Origin of the sequence: Nocardia pseudovaccinii, assembly GCF_050942345.1 — a bacterium.
Taxonomy (GTDB): Bacteria; Actinomycetota; Actinomycetes; order Mycobacteriales; family Mycobacteriaceae; genus Nocardia; species Nocardia pseudovaccinii.
The window spans coordinates 1,131,622-1,151,753 of the sequence record NZ_CP192074.1 but is presented as its reverse complement, the minus strand read 5'-3'; the positions used below and the strand labels follow the sequence as shown (position 1 = coordinate 1,151,753).

Genomic DNA, 20,132 nt, shown 5'->3' with positions numbered 1-20,132 from the left:
GTCGCCGGTTCGCTAGCTTGGCGATGTGTCTGCGGATGAAGAGCAATCCCCGCCCGCCGAAACGGCGGTGGTCACCGCCGATGTGACCGCGGGGCCGCCGCCGTGGCTGTTGCGAGCGTTCCTGCTCGCGGCGGCGACGGTGGCCGGGTTGGTATGCGGCTTCTGGGTTCTGCAGAAACTGCAGGGTTTCCTGCTGGTGCTGCTGGTTTCGCTGTTCCTGGCCTTCGCCATCGAGCCTGCGGTGAATTGGCTTGCCGCACGCGGTGTCCGGCGCGGGCTGGCGACCGGGGTGGTGTTCCTGGTGTTGGCCGTCGGCACCGTCGCCTTCGTGTGGACGCTCGGCGCGCTGCTGGTCGATCAGGTCACCACCCTGGTCAAGAACGCGCCCGAAAACGCGGATCAGGCCGTCGACTGGGTCAATCGCACCTTCAAGACGAATCTGTCCGGCAACGATCTGCGGAAGTACCTCGGTGAGTGGAGTTCCACCATCGACCGCTATCTGGTCGGGCTGGCGGGGAATGCCTGGGGTGTCGGCACCGCCGCGATCGGCGCGATCTTCCAGTCCCTCGGCGTGCTGTTGTTCACCTACTATTTCGCCGCCGACGGGCCGCGCTTCCGCAATGCGGTCTGCTCGCTGCTGCCGCCACACCGCCAGCGACACGTATTGCGCGCCTGGGATATCGCCGTCGACAAGACCGGCGGCTATATCTATTCACGCGGACTGCTCGCACTGTGCTCGACGATCGCGCACTATGCCGCACTGCGCATCCTCGATGTGCCGTCCGCATTCGCCCTCGCACTGTGGGTCGGCGTCGTCTCGCAGTTCATTCCGACCGTCGGCACCTATCTCGCCGGTGCGCTGCCGGTGCTCGTCGCGCTGGTACAAGGTCCGTCCACCGCGCTGTGGATTCTGGGCTTCATCGTGGTGTATCAGCAGTTCGAAAACTATGTCCTGCAACCGAGAATCACCGCGACCACGCTGGATATGCATCCGGCCGTCGCGTTCGGCGCGGTCATAGCGGGTGCGGCGATACTCGGGCCGACCGGTGCGCTGCTGGCGATTCCGGTGACCGCGACGGTGCAGGCGTTCGCGGGCGCCTACATCCGTCGCTATGAGGTCGAGACGGACAGCGATACCGAAAAGCCCGAGCGGCCGCCGAAGAAGCAACGAAAGTGGACTCGTCAGTTGACCATTCGACTCAGCGGCAGCAGTCGGCCACCGGAGTGATCATTCGATCCGCTGGAGCGCACCTATCAGTGCCGAGCTGACCTTGCCCATCTGGGCGCGGCTGTACAGGACAGTGTCGTACTCGACCTGGATGGTCAGGCGGCCGCCGATGGTGAAGACGGTGAGCTTCGGCGGCATGCCGGGGCCCATGGCGTAGACGTCGTCGCGAATGTGGCGGATGCCCTCCGGGATCGAATGTGCTGGCAGGCGACCGATATTGGAGATGGCGACGGTCGGCGATGCCGCGAGGATCGCGGCGGTCGCCTCGTCCTGGACGCGCTGCGAGGCGAGTAGGAATATGGGCGCTTCCCGCTGCTTCACTGCGACCGCCATGCCCTCGGCCACCTCGTGCGCGATCTCGATCGGGCCCGCGTTCTCGGCGACGAGCGCGAAGGTGCCCGCGCCGGAAGCGCAATTCAGCATCATGTGCGCGGGCAGATTCAGCTCGGATCGCACGTCCACCGCGTGGCCACAGAATACCGGGAGCGTCCCCGTCGCGGGTTCGAGTTGGGAGCGGACCGCGACGAGTGCGGCGCCGCCGAGCAGGCTGTTGAGCGAAAGCCCATGCGCGCGAGCGGCGTCGACCAGATGCTGGGTTTCCTTGGTATCCAATTCGATTCGGTGTACAGCGAACCGGCCCAGCGGATCGTCGCCATTCCCGTCGATCGGTAAGGTGCGCGGAGCCGATTCCGGCCCCATCGTCGCGGCCACGGCGCGGACTTGGTCGAGCCACCCGGCAACCTCCGCATCCGAGACGACCGCGGCGAGTTGGATATCGGCGGCCTCCGGCAATTCCCGAGCGGAATCCGACTGTGGCAGTGCGGTTCCTGTCGCATGTGCGGTGTAGCGCTGCCACATCTGCGCGAGAAGTGCGAATGCCGATCTGCCATCGGCGATTCCGTGATGGATGACCAGGACGATCTGATCGCGGTCACCGTCGCGGAGCAGATGCGCGCGGAACAGGCCGTCGTGCCAATCCCTCGGGCCGTTGACCAGATTGAGGTATTCGACTTCACCGCCATCGGTGATTTCGAGGCGCGGCCGGTAGGCGTCGTCCGGGTGGAAGTACAGCGTGCCGTCGGGATCGGCCACCGGCTTGCTGCGCAGCAGTGGATGGTCGGCCGCCAGTTCGTCGAGTACCCGGCGCAGGATCTCGACATCCAGCAGACCGTGCACGGTGGATCCGATGAACAACGGCATACCGCCGGTCGGCACGCTGCCGAGATGGGTTTCGGAGCCGAAATAGATGAGTTCGAAGGGAGAAAGCGCTCGCTGGTCGGTCATTGGTCGTCTCGTACTTCCGTGTGGCGGAGCAGGCTACGTCCCTCAACATACAGATGTTTCAAACGCTTGTCACAAACCAACGTTTGAAACGCTTGTCACAAACAGATGTATTCCACGCTGATAGGGTGCGAAGGTGGGAACCCGAGACGATCTGCTCGCCGCGGCCAAGCAGTGCCTGGCCGAACGCGGATACGCGCGCACCACCGTGCGGGATATCGTGGCCGCCTCCGGCACCAATCTGGCCGCCATCAACTACCATTTCGGCACCCGCGACAAGCTGCTCAACCAGGCGATGATGGAATCGAGCGCGGATGCGGTCCAGCAGATTCTCGATTCACTCCCCGCCCGCGACGCCGCGGATCCGGCCGCGCGACTGCACGACTTTCTACAGCAGCTGATCACCTCGTTCACCGAGGATCACGCCCTCTGGACCGCCAATGGCGAAAGTCTGGCCCAGGCACTGCACTCCCCCGAACTGCGTGCCGAACTGGGCTCCGCCCAGGAACGGGCGCGCACCGAACTATCCGGCTTCTTCGGCCCGGCCGCGCAGGACGCTCGACTCGGCGCCCTCCTGCAAACCATGATCGGCGGGCTGCTGATCCAACACCTGATCGATCCCGAACACGCCCCGACCGCCATCGACATCACCACAGGTCTGCGCACTCTCGCCACCCTGCTACCGACTGACGGCGGAAAATAGCCGCCGCATCGTCGCCGCGGCTTCCGGGCGGGTCCCGCTCCGCTCCGCACGACGTATCGCGCTGGGCGCGCCCGGATGGCCGCCGGTGCCGTGGGCGCCAGCATCGCGAACCGGCAGCGAACTTACTGCGCGGATATCGCTTCGCGGCGGCGACGAGTGACAGATGCTGGATCGATGGCGATTCTGCTTGCGCTGGTATCGATGTGCTCGACGCTGCTCGGCGGGCTGGTGGCGGTGCGGATCGGCGACCGCAAACATCTGGTGCTGGGGCTGGCGGCGGGTGTCATGTTGGGTGTGGTGTTCTTCGATCTGCTGCCGGAGGCATTGGCGCAGTCGGGGGATGTCGTGCTCGGGGTCCCGGCGGCGCTCATCGCAACCGTGGCCGGGTTTCTCACCATCCACGTCATCGAGCGCGCCGTCGCCATCCACACCGGCCATGAAGGTGAATTCGGTTCGCACAAGCACGGTTTCGAATCCGTCGGCTTGGTCGCGGCGGCCGGGCTGATCTTCCACAGCACCCTCGACGGTCTCGGCATCGGATTGGGTTTCCAAGCCGGAGCCCCCGTCGGCATCGCGGTCGCCATCGCCGTCATCTGTCACGACTTCGCCGACGGCTTCAACACTTTCACCATCACCACGCTCTACGGCTCCGCCCACAGACGCGCATTGACCCTGCTCGCCCTGGATGCCATCGCCCCGGTGATCGGTGCGGTGATCGGCACCCTCGTCCGGATGCCCGCCGGGACCATCGGCCTCTACCTCGGCTACTTCGCCGGTTTCCTGCTCTACCTGGCCACCGCCGACATCCTCCCCGAGGCTCACGCCGAACACCCGTCCCGTCTGACCCTCGCCTGCACCGTCACCGGCGCGACATTCATGCTCGTCGTGGCTGTGCTCAGCGACTAACCGAGCTCCGGCAGCACCTCTTGGGCCACCCAGGCCATGGCGTCGGCGAATGCGGGACCAGGTACCGGCAGCCAGATCGAGCAGGCATGAAGTCCGGCTTCGTGCAGGGCTCCCAATTCGTCGACAATGCTTGCGGCCGTCGGCTGCCCGCCACCGAGCAGCCGACCTGGATCGCGGCTGATGGCAGTGAACCCGGGTGGGACCACGAAGGCCACCGAGGTGAGTCGCAGCTGCCTCTCGACGCCGGATACTTCGGCAAGCTCGTTGAGCCGCTCGCGGATTCGATGCAGTTCGGCGGGATCGGCGACCGACCCGTGCCATGCGCTGCCGAAGCGCACGGCTCTGCGCAGCGCGGCATCGCTCTGCCCGCCGACCCACACCGGTGGTCCACCGGCCGTGCGCGGCGCGATACCGATCCGCGGCTCGGACTCACCCCGCCACAACGATGACAGCACTTCCAGATACTCACCGGCGCGCTTGCCGCGTTCCCCGAACGGCACCCCGACCGCATCGAATTCGGCACGATCCCAACCGGTTCCGACGCCGAGCGTGAACCGCCCACGCGACAGCCGGTCGAGCGTCGCGGTCTGATGGGCCAGTACGACCGGGTTGTACAGCGGCAGGATCAGCACGCTGGTCGCGATACCGATGCGCGAGATCGCACCCGCGATGGCCGACAGCATGATCAGCGGCTCATGCGTGACACCCAGGTCACCAGCGAGCACATGACTCCCGGCGACGATATGGTCGAAGCCCAATTGCTCTGCGGTACAGGCAGTTTCGACGATGTCATCGAGTTCACCGGCATTGTCGGGCCATAACCGATGCGGGGCGATACCGAGCCGAAGGGCATTGCTGGCTGTTTCTCCCGAGGGCATGGCGCTGGCTCCCGATTCCGGTGTCCCGACAGAGGTCATCAGATCAACACCAACAGCCTGCCCGCCCATTCCGGACGGTCAGCGCGTGATCGCGCGCAGCGCGGCATCCACCGACTGGTCAGCGAGCGGTTCGGTGAGCGGCAGATGGCCGAAGAGGGCGCGGTAGTAGATCGGGGCGGCGACCGCGTCGAGGACGAAATCTATATCGATACCCGGGTCGATCTCGCCTCGGTGGATGGCCGATTCCAGGGCATTCGCGGTGGTTCGCCTGCGTGGTTCGAATACCGTCGCCAGGAAGTGGGCGCGTAGATCCGGGTCGTTGGCGAGATCCGCCACCAGGGCGGGCAGGACGTGGCTCAGCGAGGTATCACATAGTGCGGCAACCAGATTGCGCATGGCGATGGTCAGGTCGGCACGCAGGTCGCCGGTGTTCGGCGTTGGTTGCACACCCAGCAGGTCGGCGACGACATCGACAACGAGGTGGCGTTTGGACGGCCAGCGGCGGTAGATCGCCGGGCGATGCAGGCCCGCTCTGGCCGCTACCTGGCCAATGGACAACTCGGCATAACCGTTCTCGTCCAACAGCTCTCGCGCCGCGGCGAGTACCGCGGTGTCGATGCGGTCTTCACGCGTGCGTCCCGGCATCAGAACACCGGACGCGGCATCAGGACGACTCGCCAACCGTCCGGATCCGGGAAGGTCAGGCCACCGTTGGCCGCCCAGTACGGATTCTCGGCGGGCACGGGCTCCACCCCGAACTCACCGAGGCGCTGTGCCACGTCGTACATCTGGGTTTCGGTCGAAAAGTAGAGCACCAGCAGGTTTTCCGCGCTCGGCGCATCGCCGGGGCTGCCGTCCACGTGGGTGGTGAACTCCAGGTGATATCCGGTCCCCGGCAATCCGAGCATCACGCCGTCGTAACCCGCGTGGTTTTCGAATCGGTAGAGCTCGCGCAGTCCCAACCCCTCGACGTAGAACCGCACGACCTCTACCAACCGATCGGTGGGCCTGGCAATTCGAACCTGGGCCACCGGCAACGACTCGGGCCATGTCTGCTCAGCCATATCTCAACGATACGGTACGTACTGTACCGATTCAGTATGGCATCCATCACCCGAGCCGCAAAAGACCGCCGCCACGTCCGAGACATGGCGGCGGCCTTCGTCTTCGATTACTCCGTCGGCGTTGCCCGCCGACGAACACGGCGCGCGGCGGCGACCATATTGCGCAGCGAGGGCTCCAGCTGCCAGTAGTGCCGGGTCTTGAGTCCGCCGTCCGGATTCGCCCACAGGCGTTCCGGACTGATGGCTTCGGCTGCGGCCGTGAGCAATTCGTCTAGCTCGTCGATATCCGGGATCCGCGCCGAACGGCTCTCGTAGACACCGGGACCGACGCCGTGACTCAGCCCGTGACCCGATGCGGAGTCCTCCTTGAGCGCCTTCAACACCCATTCGATCGAGCGGGTCGCCACGATCGCGGTGACATCGGCATCGAGCTCCTCGATCGCGTCGACCACCTCGGTGCGACCGGAATAGCCGATATGCGTGTGGATCTGGGTCTCCGGCTTGACGCCGGAGGTAGCCAGGCGGAATGCCCCGACCGCCCACCGCAGATATTCGGCGCGCCCCTGCGGACGCATGGGTAGCAACTCGCGAATGGCGGGCTCGTCGACCTGGATGATCGAGATCCCGGCCCGTTCCAGATCCACGACCTCATCGCGAATGGCCAGCGCGACCTGATCAGCGGTCTCGAACAGCGGCTGATCCTGGCGCACGAACGAACGCGCGATCATGGTGACCGGACCGGTGACCATGCCCTTGACCGGCTTGTCGGTCAGCGACTGGGCATAGCTGATCCACTCGACCGACATCGGCGCGGGCCGCGAGACGTCGCCGTAGATGATCGGCGGTCGCACACAACGGGATCCGTACACCTGGACCCAGCCGAAGTGGGTGGTCGCGAAGCCGTCGAGCAGCTCGGCGAAGTACTGGATCATGTCGTTGCGCTCGTGCTCACCGTGCACGAGCACATCGAGGCCGATGTCCTCCTGAAGGCGGATCGTGGCCTCGATCTCGGCCTCGATCTTCTTGCGGTATTCGTCATAGGACAGTTTGCCCTGGCCCAGGTCGTAGCGGGCCTGGCGAATCCTGGTCGTCTGCGGGAAGGAACCCAGCGTGGTCGCGGGCACCGGCGGCAGATTCAGCTTGCGCTGCTGGGCTTCGCGGCGCACCTCGTACGGTTCGCGCGCGCGCATATCGGGCGTGATCGCGTAAACCCGTTGCCGCACCGCGTGTTTCTGCTTGAAGTGCACCTCGGTCGGCCGCTTGCGCCACTTGTCCGATGGCCCCTCGGTGAGCGCCTTGGCGAGCGAAACCACCTCCCCGACCTTCTGCCGCGCGAACGCGAGACGGTCGGCGACATTGCCCTCGATCTCGTATTCGGCGAGCACGTCATAGGGCACGTGCAGCAGTGTCGTGCCGGTGGACACCACGAGATCGGGACACACCTCGGCCAGCTCGTTCAGGTATTCCAGCGTCACGTAGCGATCCGCGCGCCACACATTGAGACCGCTGATCACGCCCGCGTACAGGCGCTTACGCCGCATGCCGGGAATCTCCGCGAGCTCTTCCGGCTGGATGCGGTAACTGGCCAGATCCAATCCGATGGCCTCGACATTGGTTTCGGCCAGAATGCGCAGCGCCTCACCGAAATCGCCGTACTGCCCGGTGACCAGCATGCGCGGCCGCAGCGCCGAGGTCGAAAGTCGTTGGTAGGCACGCTCGAACGCGGCCAGCTCTTGCGGAGTGCGCTCACTGGTGAAGCACGGCTCGTCGAGCTGCACACAGGTGGACCCGCGCTTGGCGAGGATCTCGAACAACTCCTCGTACACCGGCAGCAGCTTGTCCAACAGGCTGAGGGTGTCGAAACCGCCTGCCTCACCGGGGATATGGCCCGCCTTGGACAGCAGCAGCAGCGACACCGGACCCACCACCACCGGACGCAGCTCGATATCAGCGGCCTTGGCGCGATCCCATTCGTCGAGCAAAGCCTCGGGGTGCAGCGAGAATTCGGTGTTCTCGTCGAGTTCTGGCTGGCGGTAGTGGTAATTCGTACCGAAGAACCGCACCAGCTCCAGCGGCGGCAGATCCGGACGACCGCGCGCCATCAAGAAGTAGAAGTCCAGCGGGTGCAGCTCGTCCTGATAGGGCTTGAACCGCGCGGGCACCGCACCGAACAGCAGCGCATTGTCGAGAATGTGGTCGTAGAAGGAGAAGGTATTGCCGGGCACCTGGGTCAGACCGGTCGCGGCCAGCCCGTTGTACTGCCGCTCCTGGATATCGCGCCCGACCGCGAGCAGCTCGTCGCGGGAGACCCCACCATGCCAATAGCCCTCGAGGGCCCGCTTGAGTTCCCGGTGCGGCCCGATCCTCGGGTAGCCGAGAATGCTCGACCCGTAACCGTCCTGAACATTGACCATGAGCGGGGTACTCCCTTGCTGTGTCTGATTGCAGCGCCTGCGGCGCTGCGTGTTCGCGGCCCCCTGGTGTCTCCCGGCCGAGCCGTCGAGACTGGCGCCTGCGGCGCATGCGCTTCGACGGCTCGGCCGCGAGACGGGCCGCGAACGGTCGCTCGTAAGACTCGCTCCGTGGTGGTCACCCGAGTGCCCAAGTCACCGACCACGCCCTGCACTTTCGGAACAGCTTATGCCGATGAATGCATCGACAAGCGCCGTTCGCGACCCGGCTCGATGTGAGCCGAGCCGCGAATTCGGATCAACTCAGACCTTGTACTGGTAGAAGCCCGCGCCGGTCTTCTTGCCGAGCAGACCGGCCTCGACCATGCGCATCAGCAGCGGCGGCGCCGAGTACAGCGGCTCCTTGAACTCCTGGTACATGGAGTCGGCGATGGACTTCACGGTGTCGAGGCCGACCAGGTCGGTGAGTGCCAGCGGACCCATCGGATGGGCACAGCCGAGCACCATCGCCTTGTCGACGTCTTCCTTGGTGGCGAAGCCGGATTCGACCATCCGGATGGCCGAGAGCAGGTACGGCACGAGCAGCGCGTTCACCACGAAACCAGAGCGGTCGGCCGAGCGCACGACCTGCTTGCCGAGCACATCGCCTGCGAAGGCCTCGGCCCGTGCGGACACGGCTTCACTGGTCTTCAGCGTGGTGACCAGCTCGACCAGCGGCAGCACCGGCACCGGGTTGAAGAAGTGCATGCCGACCACGCGCTCCGGGTTGGCGGTGGCGACGGCGATCTTCATGATCGGGATGGAAGAGGTATTGGAGGCCAGCACGGCGTCCGGATCGGTGACCACCTTGTCGAGTTCGGCGAAGATGGCGGTCTTGACCTTCTCGTCCTCGAGCACCGCCTCGACCACCAGCTGGCGGTCGGCGAAGTCGCCGAGGTCGGAGGTGAACCGCAGTCGCCATGCGGCCTGTTCGCGCTCGCGCTCGGTGATCTTGCCGCTGCTGACGCCGCGGTCGAGCGAGCGCAGGATGCGGGCGCGACCTGCGGCGGCTAGCTCCCGGGTCTGTTCGTAGACGAGCACGTCGATATGCGCCCGCGCACACACCTCCGCGATGCCGGCACCCATCTGGCCGGCACCGATGATGCCGACGCGCTGAATCTTCTCGCTGCTCACGTCCCGCTCCTGCTGGTTTTGTCTGGCTGTCGGGTGGCTGATGAAGGTGCCTGCTCCGGTGTGAGCGGGCCTTCGATGGTCCAAGGTATAGGGATGCCCTCCCCGCTGGGGCTGTTCAGCGGGGAGGGCGGTACACCCCTAGAGGGGGCTATCGGCCTGCATTACTGCGGGCTGGTCGGGCTCAGTGGAACTGACCCTCTTCGGTGGAACCCTTCAGGGCCGCCGTCGAGGTGTTCGGGTCCACGGTGGTGGCGATGGTGTCGAAGTAACCGGCACCGACCTCACGCTGGTGCTTGATGGCGGTGAAGCCACGCTCGGCGGCGGCCTTGAACTCGCGCTCCTGCAGGTCGACGAAGGCGGTCATGCCCTCGCGGGCGTAGCCGTAGGCCAGGTCGAACATGCCGTAGTTGAGCGAGTGGAAGCCGGCCAGGGTGATGAACTGGAACTTGAAGCCCATCGCGCCGAGCTCACGCTGGAACTTCGCGATGGTCGCGTCGTCCAGGTGCGCCTTCCAGTTGAAGGACGGCGAGCAGTTGTAGGCCAGCAGCTGGTCCGGGAACTCGCCGCGGACGGCCTCGGCGAACTTGCGCGCGACCTCGAGGTCCGGCACGCCGGTCTCCATCCAGATCAGGTCGGCGTAGGGGGCGTAGGCCTTGGCACGCGCGATGCAGGGCTCGATGCCGTTCTGCACACCGAAGAAGCCCTCGGCGGTGCGGGTGCCGTCCAGGAACTCACGGTCGCGCTCGTCCACGTCCGAGGTGATCAGGGTGGCGGCCTCGGCGTCGGTGCGGGCGATGATCACCGAAGGCACGTCGGCGACGTCGGCGGCCAGACGCGCGGAGGTCAGGGTGCGGATGTGCTGCTGGGTCGGGATCAGCACCTTGCCGCCCAGGTGGCCACACTTCTTCTCGGAGGCCAGCTGGTCCTCCCAGTGCACACCGGCGGCGCCGGCGGCGATCATGGCCTTCTGCAGCTCGTAGGCGTTCAGCGCGCCACCGAAGCCGGCCTCGGCGTCGGCGACGATCGGAGCCAGCCAGTTCTGGACCGAGGTGTCGCCCTCGACCTTGGCGATCTCGTCGGCGCGCAGCAGCGCGTTGTTGATGCGGCGGACCACGGACGGAACCGAGTTGGCCGGGTACAGCGACTGGTCCGGGTAGGTGTGGCCGGACAGGTTCGCGTCACCGGCGACCTGCCAACCGGACAGGTAGATGGCCTTCAGGCCGGCGCGGACCTGCTGGACCGCCTGGTTACCGGTCAGGGCACCGAGGGAGTTGATGTAGTCCTCGTTGTTGACGAGATCCCAGAGGATCTCCGAGCCACGACGGGCGAGGGTGGCCTCTTCGACGACGGTGCCCTGCAGCTTCGACACCTGCTCGGCGGTGTAGTTGCGGGTGACGCCCTTCCAGCGCGGGTTGGTGTCCCAATCCTGCTGGATCTCCGCAGCGGTCTTCGGGGTGCCGGCGTTCGACATCTCTGACTCCACTTCTTCGTTTCGGTGCCCCACGGTCGAGCATCACTCGAACTGCTGTGGCGGCAATTTGCAGGCTTGCTAGGCCCATGGGGTGTACTTCCACACGATGGCACACCAGGAAATAGCCGTCTACCTGTTGCAAGTGTGAATCCGAGCTAGGTTTCGACTGGCCTTTGCTAACCTTGCGAAATTTGCCTGCGAATTGCAAGCGTGAAACCTACCCGCCGGTAGCGCTGACATGCGGTTTTAGCGTAACGCTCGTACTGTTTGAGATCGCCCGACGGGCTGCCATCCGACGCCCCCGGAATTCCGGGTTGTGAGCACCTTCACAAGCCTCTGTGTGGCCTCCGCCACCTCGAAATCGGCGCCGATGGTTCGATTGGCAGACCGCGTCCATCGCGGGCAGACGTTCCGCGTCCGAGAGGAGCCTTTATGCGGAAACTGTGGTTCGCCGTTGTCGTCATATGTGGTCTAGGCCTGCAACTGCCCGCGGCCAGCGCCGATCCGGGCGCGGTGGAATCCGTGGCGCCGCTGGCCGCGGTGGCGACACCGCCCGGTTCGGCGAATTCCAGCCGCATCCTGTACGAGACGACCACCGCCAACGATGTGCCGACGGTGGCCGGCGCCGCGGTCTACTTCCCGCCAGGGGAAGCACCCGAGGGTGGTTGGCCGGTGATCGCGTGGGCGCACGGCACGGTCGGACTCGGCGACGACTGCGCCTACAGCATCGCCGGGCCGAGCGCGGTCGAGCGGGACTGGGCGTATCTGGAGACGTGGCTGCGGCAGGGCTATGCCATCGTCACCGCGGATTACGCCGGGCTCGGCACGCCGGGCGAACACCCGTATCTCAACGGCGTCGTGGTCGCGCACAACGTCGTCGACGCGGTGCGGGCCGCCACCAGGCAGTACTCGTCGCTGGCGAAGAAGTGGGTGGTCGTCGGTCAGTCACAGGGTGCCGGTGCTGCCGTCTACACGGCGCGCTACGCCTCCGAATTCGGCGGACCCGAACTCGACTACCGCGGCGCGGTCGGCACCGGCATACCGGCGTATATCCAGGACATTCTGTTGCCGCTCGGTCCGCATGTGCCGCCGGTGAAACTGTCGCCGCACTCGTCGGCGTACGTGCTCTACATCCTCAACGGCCTGCGCACCACCTATCCGGCGCTGGATATCGATTCGTATCTGACCGAGTCCGGCCGCGACTGGCTCGCCCGTGCCCGCGAGGCCTGCATCAACCCGCTCAGCGATGCGCTCGCGGCCGAGGGCGTGGTGATCGGTGACCTGTTCGCACGTCCGCTACTCGAGATCCCGGACCTGCACGGGCTGCTGACCGGATACCTCGGCCTGCCCGAATCCGGTTACGACAGGCCGCTGTTCCTGGGGCAGGGTTTGCGCGACACCGATGTGGTGACGCCGGAGACGTTGCGGTACGCCGCGGTGCTCGAGGCGAATCGGCAGCCGGTCACGCTGCACACTTATCCGGAAGATCACAGCGGGACCGTCAATGCGTCGCTGCCGGATTCGCTGCCTTTCGTGCGGAATCTGTTCGCCTAGACCGCCGGATGCACCCGGCGCCAGTGCTCGGCGATATCGATGCGGCGCGCGATCCACACGTCGGCATGCGACTGGACGTGGTCCAGGAAGCGTTCCAGCGCGGCGAGGCGGGCGGGGCGTCCGACCAGACGACAGTGCAGGCCGATCGACAGCATTTTCGGACTGCCCTCCGCGCCTTCGCGATAGAGCACGTCGAAGGCGTCGCGGAGGTGGGCGAAGAATTGCTCGCCGCTGGGGAAACCCGCTGGTGAGGCGAAGCGCATGTCGTTGGTGTCGAGGGTGTACGGGACGACCAGGTGGTTCCGGCCGTGCACGGTGACCCAGTACGGGAGATCATCGGCGTAGGAGTCGGAGTCGTAGACGAAACCGCCGTGTTCGACCACCAGTTCCCTGGTGTGCGGGGAGTCGCGGCCGGTGTACCAGCCGAGCGGGGCCGCGCCGGTGAGTTCGGTGAGGATACGCACGGCCTCGGCCATGTGTTCACGCTCGGTGTCGCGGTCGGTGAGCTGGTAGGACTGCCAGCGCAGGCCGTGGCCGGCGATTTCGTGGCCGAGTTCCCGAAAGGCGGCCACCGCCTCCGGATTTCGCTGCATGGCACGGGCGACGGCGAAGATGGTCAGCGGCAGATCACGGCGTTCGAAGGCGCGCAGGACCCGCCACAGTCCGGCGCGGGAGCCGTATTCGTACAGCGATTCCATGCTCATGTGACGGTTCGGAAAGGCTTGCGCGGGAGTCATTTCCGAGAGAAACGTCTCCGAATGTGGATCGCCGTCGAGCACATTGCGCTCCGCGCCCTCTTCGTAATTGAGGACGAACTGGACCGCGATCTTCGCACCATCGGGCCACCGCGGATCCGGCGGCGTCGCGCCGTAGCCGACGAAATCTCGTTCGCTCATGCCGCTCAGCCCCCGAGTTCGCCGTAGAGGCGCAGTCGCGCGAGCCCGCCGTCGGGGTAGATATCCAGGCGGACCTCCTCGACCGAGGCCGCCATCGGCGCGATCGCGAAGCGATGCCTGGTGTCGGGCAGCAGTTCGGTACGCGGGAGCAATTCGAGTTCGGTGCCGTCGGTGGTGCGGCCGGTGAGCCGGGCCGAGCCCGGGCTGTTGCCGAGGAAGTACGACGTATCGATCTCGGCGAGGCGGATGAGGCCGGGTCCGGCCAGCCGGATGTGCACCCAGTCGTTGCTCTCGTCGCGGCGGCGGGCGGTTTCCCAGCCGTCGCCCATTTTTCGTGCCAGGCCGGGGTAGAGCAGCTGGTTCGGCGAACTGTAGAAGCGGTTGGAGCAGTCGAGGACTAGGGCGCCGTTTTCCAGTGCTGCCAAGTCCAGTGGGCCGAGGCCGAGCAGCTTCGGATCGGGCCTGCCCTCGCCGTGTACGCGCAACCGGGCGACGCCGCCGTCCGGGTGCATGGTGAGTTTCACATGGGTCCAACGGTTTTCGTTCTCGATCGCGAACGGATTGCGGCTGTCGCCGGTTACCGGGGCACGGTCGATCAGGGGCACCCAATCGCCGCGCTCGGCCATGGTTTCCGCGGGCGGATAGCCATCGATCTCGAGTGCGGAGACCGAAACCGCGGGCGGATAGTTGCCCTTGAACCAGGCGGTGTCCACCACGATGCCGCGGATCACGCCGGGCACGCCCAGGCGCACGATGGCCGAGTCGTCGCCGGGGCGGCCCCGGTGCCTGCGGGTTTCCCAGCCATCGTAGATCTGGCCCTTGTGTCCGAAGGTCGACGGTCGGTATTCCGACGGACCCGGATTGATCAAATTCTCCTTCTCCGCGAAGAATTCGTCATCGGCCCAGATGACCGATCCACCGAGCGGCCGCACCGCGAGATCGGGCAGCAGCGTGAAATCCGCGTTCAATGGGCCTCCTGGGTAGTCGTTCACACCGTCTCCTGCGGAATCGGCTCGCGCGCAACGAGCGCCCGCAGCACCTCGGGAGTCAGCACCGGCGCGAGCGCACGCAGTTCATCGGCGGTGCGTGCACCGCAGTTCAAGCCGCGTAAAACGGTGGCCGCCAAAGCTTCCGCGGTGGCGGGCTCGTCCATGACGCCGCCGGAGCGCCGGTCGAGGTAGGCGACCAGACGGGGAACCGCGACGTCGATGGCGCGGCGGAAGAATTCGTAGGTGGCCAGCCAGCGGGTGATCAGGTGGCCCGGATGCATATCCCAGCCCTGGTAGTAACCGAGGCGCAGCGCCCGGCCGACGAGCCGATGATGGTTGCGCAGTGCGGATTCCGGATCGCGGTCCGGCACGATCTGGGTGGAGCCGTCACAGATCCACACCCCGGTTTGGGCGGCGGCCACCTGCATGACCGACTTCGCGTAGTCCGCAGCCGGATGGTCGAGCGCCTGATCGGGCGCGGCGATACCGCACGCGGCCGTGTAGTCATAGGTGCCGAAGTGCAAAGCACTGCAACGGCCTTCGGACATGCTGAGCATCTTGGCGATCGGGGCGCTGCCGTCGGCGGCGATAATCGCCTGCGGGCTCTCGATCTGCAGTTCGAATCGCAGGGTGCCCGCAGCGAGTCCGGATCCGCGCTCGAGTCCGTCACACAGGGCGACCAACGCCGAAGCCTGTTCCGCCGCACGGATCTTCGGGACCGTGAAGACGAAACCCGTCGGCACACCGCCCGCGGCGTCCAGAACCAGCTCGAGGGTGCGCAGGGCGCGGATGCGCTCGGTGCCCGCCAGACCCTTCATCCGAATGCCGAGACTCGCCGGGCCACCAGATTGCTTCGCCCACTCGGCGAGTGCCGTCCCCGCGTTGGTGGCGGCCTCGTCCTCCTCGGCGTCCGTACGGAAGCCGTAACCGTCTTCGAAGTCGATACGCAGATCCTGGATCGGCCGCTGCTCGAGTCGGCTGCGCACGGTGGGCAGCGCGTCGGTGCCGTCGATTCCGGCGAGCAGGTCGTGGTGGCGATCGAGCAGCTCTATCGCCGCCGCACCCCATTCGGCGGGGGTCGCGGCGGTGGCCCGGTCGGCCGGGACGTAGGCGGTGTGGATCGGCTGGACCCGGCCGTCGGGGCCCGGGTACCGGGTCCGCAACTCGGCGTCGACCGTGTCGAGTATCGCGTCGATGCGAGCGCGGACATTCTCGGGTAGCTGAGTTCGATTTGCGCCGCTCCCGGGCCCTCCGTGGTTACGCACGCTGCCTCCTCCGGGCCTGACGCTCACGACGCTGGGTGCTCACCCCTGGTCTCCTTCCTGAAGGGCGCGCCAGATCCGGTCCGCTGTCATCGGCAAACCGGTCTGTCGTACCCCGACAGCATCGCGGATGGCGTTCGCCAGGGCGGGGGCAACCGGGTTGTACGGGGATTCGCTCATCGATTTGGCGCCCAGTGGTCCCAGGTCATCGGCGGTTTCGGCGAAGTAGACCTCGGTGTGCGGCAGATCGGCGAACTGCGGAATGTGATAGTGCCGCAGTGTCCGCGTGGTTACCTCGCCTTGTGCGGAGCGCATGTCCTCGTAGAGCGCGGTGCCGATGGCCTGCGCGACACCGCCGACCACCTGACCGCGGCACTGCGCCGGGTTGAGCACCGTGCCCGCGTCGGCGGCCTGGACCGATTGCAGGATGCGCACCAACCCGGTGTCGGGCTGCACGGCGACCCGGAATGCCTGCACATTGAAGCTGACCGAGCGCGGGCTGCCCGCGTGTTCGCCGTGGCCGGACAACTCGCCGTCGGCCAGAAGTTCGGTGGCGTCGATCAGCCGATCGCCGCAGCGGACGCCATCGGCCACCAGGACGCACTCCGCTTCGGCGCGACCGGTCAGCTTGGCGGCCCGAACCAGGATGTGCTCGCGCAATGCCACGGCAGCGGCGTAGGTGGCCTTGCCCGCGACGGTGATGCCGGTGGACCCGAAGGCGCCGGTGTCGTAGCCGATGACGTCGGTGTCCGATTGGCGGATCACGATGCGTCGCACGTCGGTGTGTAGCGCTGTCGCCGCGAGTTGCGCGTGCACTGTGGTGGTGCCATTGCCGAATTCGACTGTGCCGACCCGGAGTTCGTACCGCCCATCGGGTAGGAGCGTGACGGTCACCTCGGAGCGGTGGCCGCGCGGTGGGATGGTGGCGATCATGGCAAGCGCCATACCGGTGCCCACCCGCCAGTCCGGACCAGGAGCGCGACTCCCATTGCCGCGCAATAAGGCTCGTTCGGCGAGGTCCAGACATTGATCGAGGCCGTAGCTGCCGAAGTCCAGATCGCTGTCGCTGACTTGCGCGCCGACGAACGCGTCGCCGGGGACGATGACATTGCGGCGGCGGAATTCGAATGGGTCGATATCGAGTGCGCGCGCCAGTTCATCCAATGCCGACTCGACGCCGAAGATGATCTGTCCGAGACCGTAGCCGCGGAATGCGCCCGAGGGAACGTTGTTGGTGTAGACCGTCTTCGCCTCGACGCGCTTATTGGCGCAGCGGTAGACCTCGACGGATTCGCCGACGCCGTGGTACAGCACGCCCGCGCTGTGATTGCCGTATGCCCCGGCATCGGCGAGCACGTCGATCGAGAGTGCGGTCAGTATGCCGTCGGCATCCGCGCCCGCGGTGATCGCGACCCGCATCGGATGACGGCAAGTGGCGCTGGTGAATTCGTCGGAGCGGGTGAATTCGTATTGCACGGGTCGACCGGTCCTCAACACGGCCAGTGCTATCAGATCCTCGGCCAGCATTTCCTGTTTGGCACCGAATCCGCCGCCGACACGCTTGGCGAATACCCGCACCCGGTCACGCGGTAGCCCGAATATCTGGCACAGTTCGTCGCGCACCAGGAACGGGACCTGCGTGCTGCAGCGGACGACCAGCCTGCCGTCGGCGTCCAACCAGCCGATACCGCCATGGGTTTCCAGATGGACGTGCTGGGCGCGCGGCGAATGCCAGACGCCACTGACCACCTGCGCCGCCGCGGCGATGCCCGCCGAGACATCGCCGACCTCGCCGTCGATCTCGGCGATCAGGTTGCGTTCGGCATCGGCGATGCGAGCCGAATCCGGCTTGTCACCATGCAGTTTCGGCGCTTCCGGCAGCAATGCCTCGGCCGGATCGAATACCGCGGGCAGGATGTCGTACTCGACCTGCAGGGCCCGGCAACCCGCGCGCGCGATATCCAGGCTATCCGCCACTATGGCGGCGACCCGCTGCCCTATGAATCGGACCGTGCGATCAAGCACATGAGTGTCGTCGGGGTCGTCGACTCGGAGTTCGTGGCGCGCAGTGGAAAAAGCGATATCGGGAGCGTCCGCGTAGGTGAGCACTGCGTGCACACCGGGCAGATTTTCGGCGGCGGAGGCGTCGATGGATACGATGCGCGCGTGGGGGTGCGGACTCGGCAGGACCGCAATGTGCAGTGGGGCGCTGGGCGGCGCTATTGCGGCGTCGACATCGGTGGCCGCATCCTGCGGACAGACATCGAAGGTGAACGGCTCTGTGCCGGTGACGACACGCGGTCCGGCGGGCGCACCAACGTCGGTGCCCGCGCGCCCAATGGCGGCATTGTCCGGACGGACCTCCGCTGCGGCGCTGGTCCTCGTGCCACCTTCAGAGCGGTGGATAGGGTCCTTCGCCTGGTCAGGCCCGACGGTCGTACCAATGCCCGGTGCGCTACTGCCCATGGTCGGGCCACTAGTCGTATGCCCGCCCGGTGCCGAAACGTCGCCCCTCCCCATGGTCACGCCCCCAGTCGCACGACCGCCAGGTGCCCAGGCGTGGCTTGTGCCTGTGGACGGGCCCGCACCACATGCTGCAGCCGCCTTCGGGGCCGTGTCAGGAGGCGTACCCAGTGCATCGGCAATGGTGCGATATCCGGTGCAGCGGCAGAGGTTTCCCTTCATGAGCTCCGGTAGCGCCTCGGGATCCGGGGCGTTCGGGCCACCGCAACCGAGGCCCGCGGCGGTGACCACCATGCCCGCGGTGCAGAAGCCGCACTGGAAGGCGGCGGAGTCGACGAAACGTCGCTGGACCGGGTGCGGCACTTCTGGGGCGCCGAGGCCGGAGGCGGTGGTTATGGTGCGGTCGGCGGCGCGGTAGGCGGGAATGATGCACGAGTGCACGGGGATTCCGTCGAGTTGCACGGTGCACGCGCCACAATCGCCCGCATCACAACCTTTCTTCACCGCGAAATGGCCGTTTTCGCGCAATAACGTACGCAGACATTGGCCCGGGCGTGGTTCGGCCTGTACCGGCTGACCGTCGACCTCGAATCTCATTGCCCATCACCGGCTTCGGTGCACAGCTCGGCCGCAACCGCACCGGCCAGCACCCCGGCGACATGGCGACGCCAGTCCGGCGCTCCGTGCGGATCGTCGAACCAGAGCGCCGATTCGATGGCGGCGACCGCATCCCGCACCTCGGCAGCGCCGGGCGTCCCATCGAAATCGAGCACTATCGGCCGGGTCGTCGCCGCGGTTATGGTCAGCGCGCAGCGGCCGTCCACTTCGCGTCGGCCCATCACAACCGCACCGGAACGACCGAGCGGAGCCAGCGCGATCTTCCGGAATGCGGTGCGCGCGTGCAGACTTCGAATCGGAACGGTAATCGATCGCAACACTTCACCCGCGGCGAGCACATTGCGTCCCGGTCCGAGCACGAACTCCCGTAGGGGAATCCGCCGATCCGAACCATCCGGCGACCACACCAGCGCGACGCCGTCCAACGCCACCAACGCCCCCAACACCGCTCCGGCGGGCAACGACAGGCACACATTTCCGCCCACCGTCGCCGTCCGCCAGATCTTGTGCGATGCCACCAACGCCCGGCACGCCTGCGCGAACAGCGCCGTCCCCGGCCACTGCGCCCGCAAGACCTCCACCCCCAGTTCCTGCCCGACCCCGGCCCCCGCCAACTCCGCCAACGTGCAGGTGGCCGCGATCTCCAACCCCGCCCCCGTCGCCGTCAACGCGGCCCACCCGAGCCCGGTGATATCGACCAGCCGCTCCAGCCCCTCCTGCTGCTCGGAGAACAAAAACGTCCCCCCGGCGAGCACCCCGCAACCCCCACCCACCAGAGCCAGGTCAGCCCGACCCCGGGCCACAACCACATCCCGAATCGTGTCCAGATCCACGCCACACCTCGCTCCACTGTCCCTGCCGCCAACCCTAGGAGCCGAGCGTTGCGCCGATATTTCACAACGGCCACCGCAGATTGCACGGGGGTAACCACACCGGATATATCTCCATCCTCGCTCGAGAACTATGCGCAGGTCAGCGGTGGTCCGGCCGAATCGTCTCGGATGACGATCAGGTGTTATCGATCACGATGTCGATATTCCGGTGCACGCGGATATCAGGCCTGCGAACTCGGCGCAATCCCACCGGCGCACCTTTTCCTTCACCCCCAAAGGTCGGCCTTGACCAGGGAAAACGCTGCTGCTACCAAGTAGTTGTCACAAATTGCATTTCGATTCCGCAGTGCCGCAATCGGATTCATACCGGTAATGCGTTGGCAGGTAACCACCTCGGATGCC

16 protein-coding genes are annotated in these 20,132 nt (G+C 66.3%); 4 read left to right on the top strand and 12 right to left on the bottom strand.

The window, feature by feature from the left end:
• Positions 1-25: 25 nt before the first annotated feature.
• A complete protein-coding gene (locus tag ACQPZ2_RS05295; RefSeq protein ID WP_433524560.1) occupies positions 26-1,228 on the top strand; it encodes an AI-2E family transporter in 1,203 nt (400 codons plus the stop codon).
• On the opposite strand, the gene ACQPZ2_RS05290 is transcribed toward ACQPZ2_RS05295, so the two are convergent.
• On the bottom strand, positions 1,229-2,512 hold the full coding sequence (locus tag ACQPZ2_RS05290) for a phthiocerol/phthiodiolone dimycocerosyl transferase family protein (RefSeq protein ID WP_433524559.1): 1,284 nt from the start codon (positions 2,510-2,512) through the stop codon (positions 1,229-1,231).
• 133 nt (positions 2,513-2,645) lie between these two features.
• Between ACQPZ2_RS05290 and ACQPZ2_RS05285 the strand changes: the two genes are divergently transcribed.
• Both ACQPZ2_RS05285 and ACQPZ2_RS05280 read left to right on the top strand, forming a co-directional pair.
• Positions 2,646-3,212 (top strand): TetR/AcrR family transcriptional regulator, encoded by a 567-nt coding sequence (locus ACQPZ2_RS05285; RefSeq protein ID WP_433524558.1) that lies wholly within the window; start codon positions 2,646-2,648, stop codon positions 3,210-3,212.
• 174 nt (positions 3,213-3,386) lie between these two features.
• Positions 3,387-4,118 carry a ZIP family metal transporter gene (locus ACQPZ2_RS05280; protein WP_433524557.1) on the top strand — a complete coding sequence of 244 codons (732 nt, stop codon included), beginning with the start codon at positions 3,387-3,389 and terminating at the stop codon, positions 4,116-4,118.
• Here ACQPZ2_RS05280 and ACQPZ2_RS05275 read toward each other — a convergent pair.
• From ACQPZ2_RS05275 to aceA, 6 genes are all read right to left on the bottom strand, one after another.
• Positions 4,115-5,035 carry an LLM class flavin-dependent oxidoreductase gene (locus tag ACQPZ2_RS05275; protein ID WP_433524556.1) on the bottom strand — a complete coding sequence of 307 codons (921 nt, stop codon included), beginning with the start codon at positions 5,033-5,035 and terminating at the stop codon, positions 4,115-4,117. The genes ACQPZ2_RS05280 and ACQPZ2_RS05275 overlap by 4 nt on opposite strands.
• Before the next feature lie 39 nt (positions 5,036-5,074).
• Entirely contained in the window at positions 5,075-5,641 is a 567-nt protein-coding gene (locus ACQPZ2_RS05270) for a TetR/AcrR family transcriptional regulator (RefSeq protein ID WP_433524555.1), read from the bottom strand.
• On the bottom strand, positions 5,641-6,060 hold the full coding sequence (locus ACQPZ2_RS05265) for a VOC family protein (protein ID WP_040696382.1): 420 nt from the start codon (positions 6,058-6,060) through the stop codon (positions 5,641-5,643). The genes ACQPZ2_RS05270 and ACQPZ2_RS05265 overlap by 1 nt, the downstream gene beginning before the upstream one ends.
• 107 nt (positions 6,061-6,167) lie before the next feature.
• Positions 6,168-8,474, bottom strand: a complete 2,307-nt coding sequence (gene metE / locus ACQPZ2_RS05260) for a 5-methyltetrahydropteroyltriglutamate--homocysteine S-methyltransferase (protein WP_433524554.1) — start codon at positions 8,472-8,474, stop codon at positions 6,168-6,170.
• A gap of 300 nt (positions 8,475-8,774) precedes the next feature.
• Positions 8,775-9,644: a 3-hydroxybutyryl-CoA dehydrogenase gene (locus tag ACQPZ2_RS05255; protein WP_357481834.1), complete on the bottom strand. Its 870-nt coding sequence runs from the start codon at positions 9,642-9,644 to the stop codon at positions 8,775-8,777.
• A 181-nt stretch (positions 9,645-9,825) separates the two neighbouring features.
• Positions 9,826-11,115 carry an isocitrate lyase gene (gene aceA, locus ACQPZ2_RS05250; protein ID WP_433524553.1) on the bottom strand — a complete coding sequence of 430 codons (1,290 nt, stop codon included), beginning with the start codon at positions 11,113-11,115 and terminating at the stop codon, positions 9,826-9,828.
• 432 nt (positions 11,116-11,547) lie between these two features.
• On the opposite strand from aceA, the gene ACQPZ2_RS05245 reads away from it, so the two are divergent.
• Positions 11,548-12,669, top strand: a complete 1,122-nt coding sequence (locus ACQPZ2_RS05245; protein WP_433524552.1) for an alpha/beta hydrolase — start codon at positions 11,548-11,550, stop codon at positions 12,667-12,669.
• Here ACQPZ2_RS05245 and puuE read toward each other — a convergent pair.
• The 5 genes from puuE to ACQPZ2_RS05220 are packed head-to-tail and all read right to left on the bottom strand — an operon-like array spanning position 12,666 to position 19,730.
• Positions 12,666-13,565, bottom strand: a complete 900-nt coding sequence (gene puuE / locus ACQPZ2_RS05240; RefSeq protein ID WP_433524551.1) for an allantoinase PuuE — start codon at positions 13,563-13,565, stop codon at positions 12,666-12,668. The two genes, ACQPZ2_RS05245 and puuE, sit on opposite strands and share 4 nt — an antisense overlap.
• 5 nt (positions 13,566-13,570) lie before the next feature.
• A complete protein-coding gene (alc, locus tag ACQPZ2_RS05235) occupies positions 13,571-14,533 on the bottom strand; it encodes an allantoicase (protein ID WP_433524550.1) in 963 nt (320 codons plus the stop codon).
• Between the two features lie 20 nt (positions 14,534-14,553).
• Positions 14,554-15,819 carry a DUF6986 family protein gene (locus tag ACQPZ2_RS05230; RefSeq protein ID WP_433524549.1) on the bottom strand — a complete coding sequence of 422 codons (1,266 nt, stop codon included), beginning with the start codon at positions 15,817-15,819 and terminating at the stop codon, positions 14,554-14,556.
• Between the two features lie 39 nt (positions 15,820-15,858).
• A complete protein-coding gene (locus ACQPZ2_RS05225; protein ID WP_433524548.1) occupies positions 15,859-18,876 on the bottom strand; it encodes a molybdopterin-dependent oxidoreductase in 3,018 nt (1,005 codons plus the stop codon).
• Entirely contained in the window at positions 18,873-19,730 is an 858-nt protein-coding gene (locus ACQPZ2_RS05220) for an FAD binding domain-containing protein (RefSeq protein ID WP_433524547.1), read from the bottom strand. The genes ACQPZ2_RS05225 and ACQPZ2_RS05220 overlap by 4 nt, the downstream gene beginning before the upstream one ends.
• Positions 19,731-20,132: the final 402 nt, after the last annotated feature.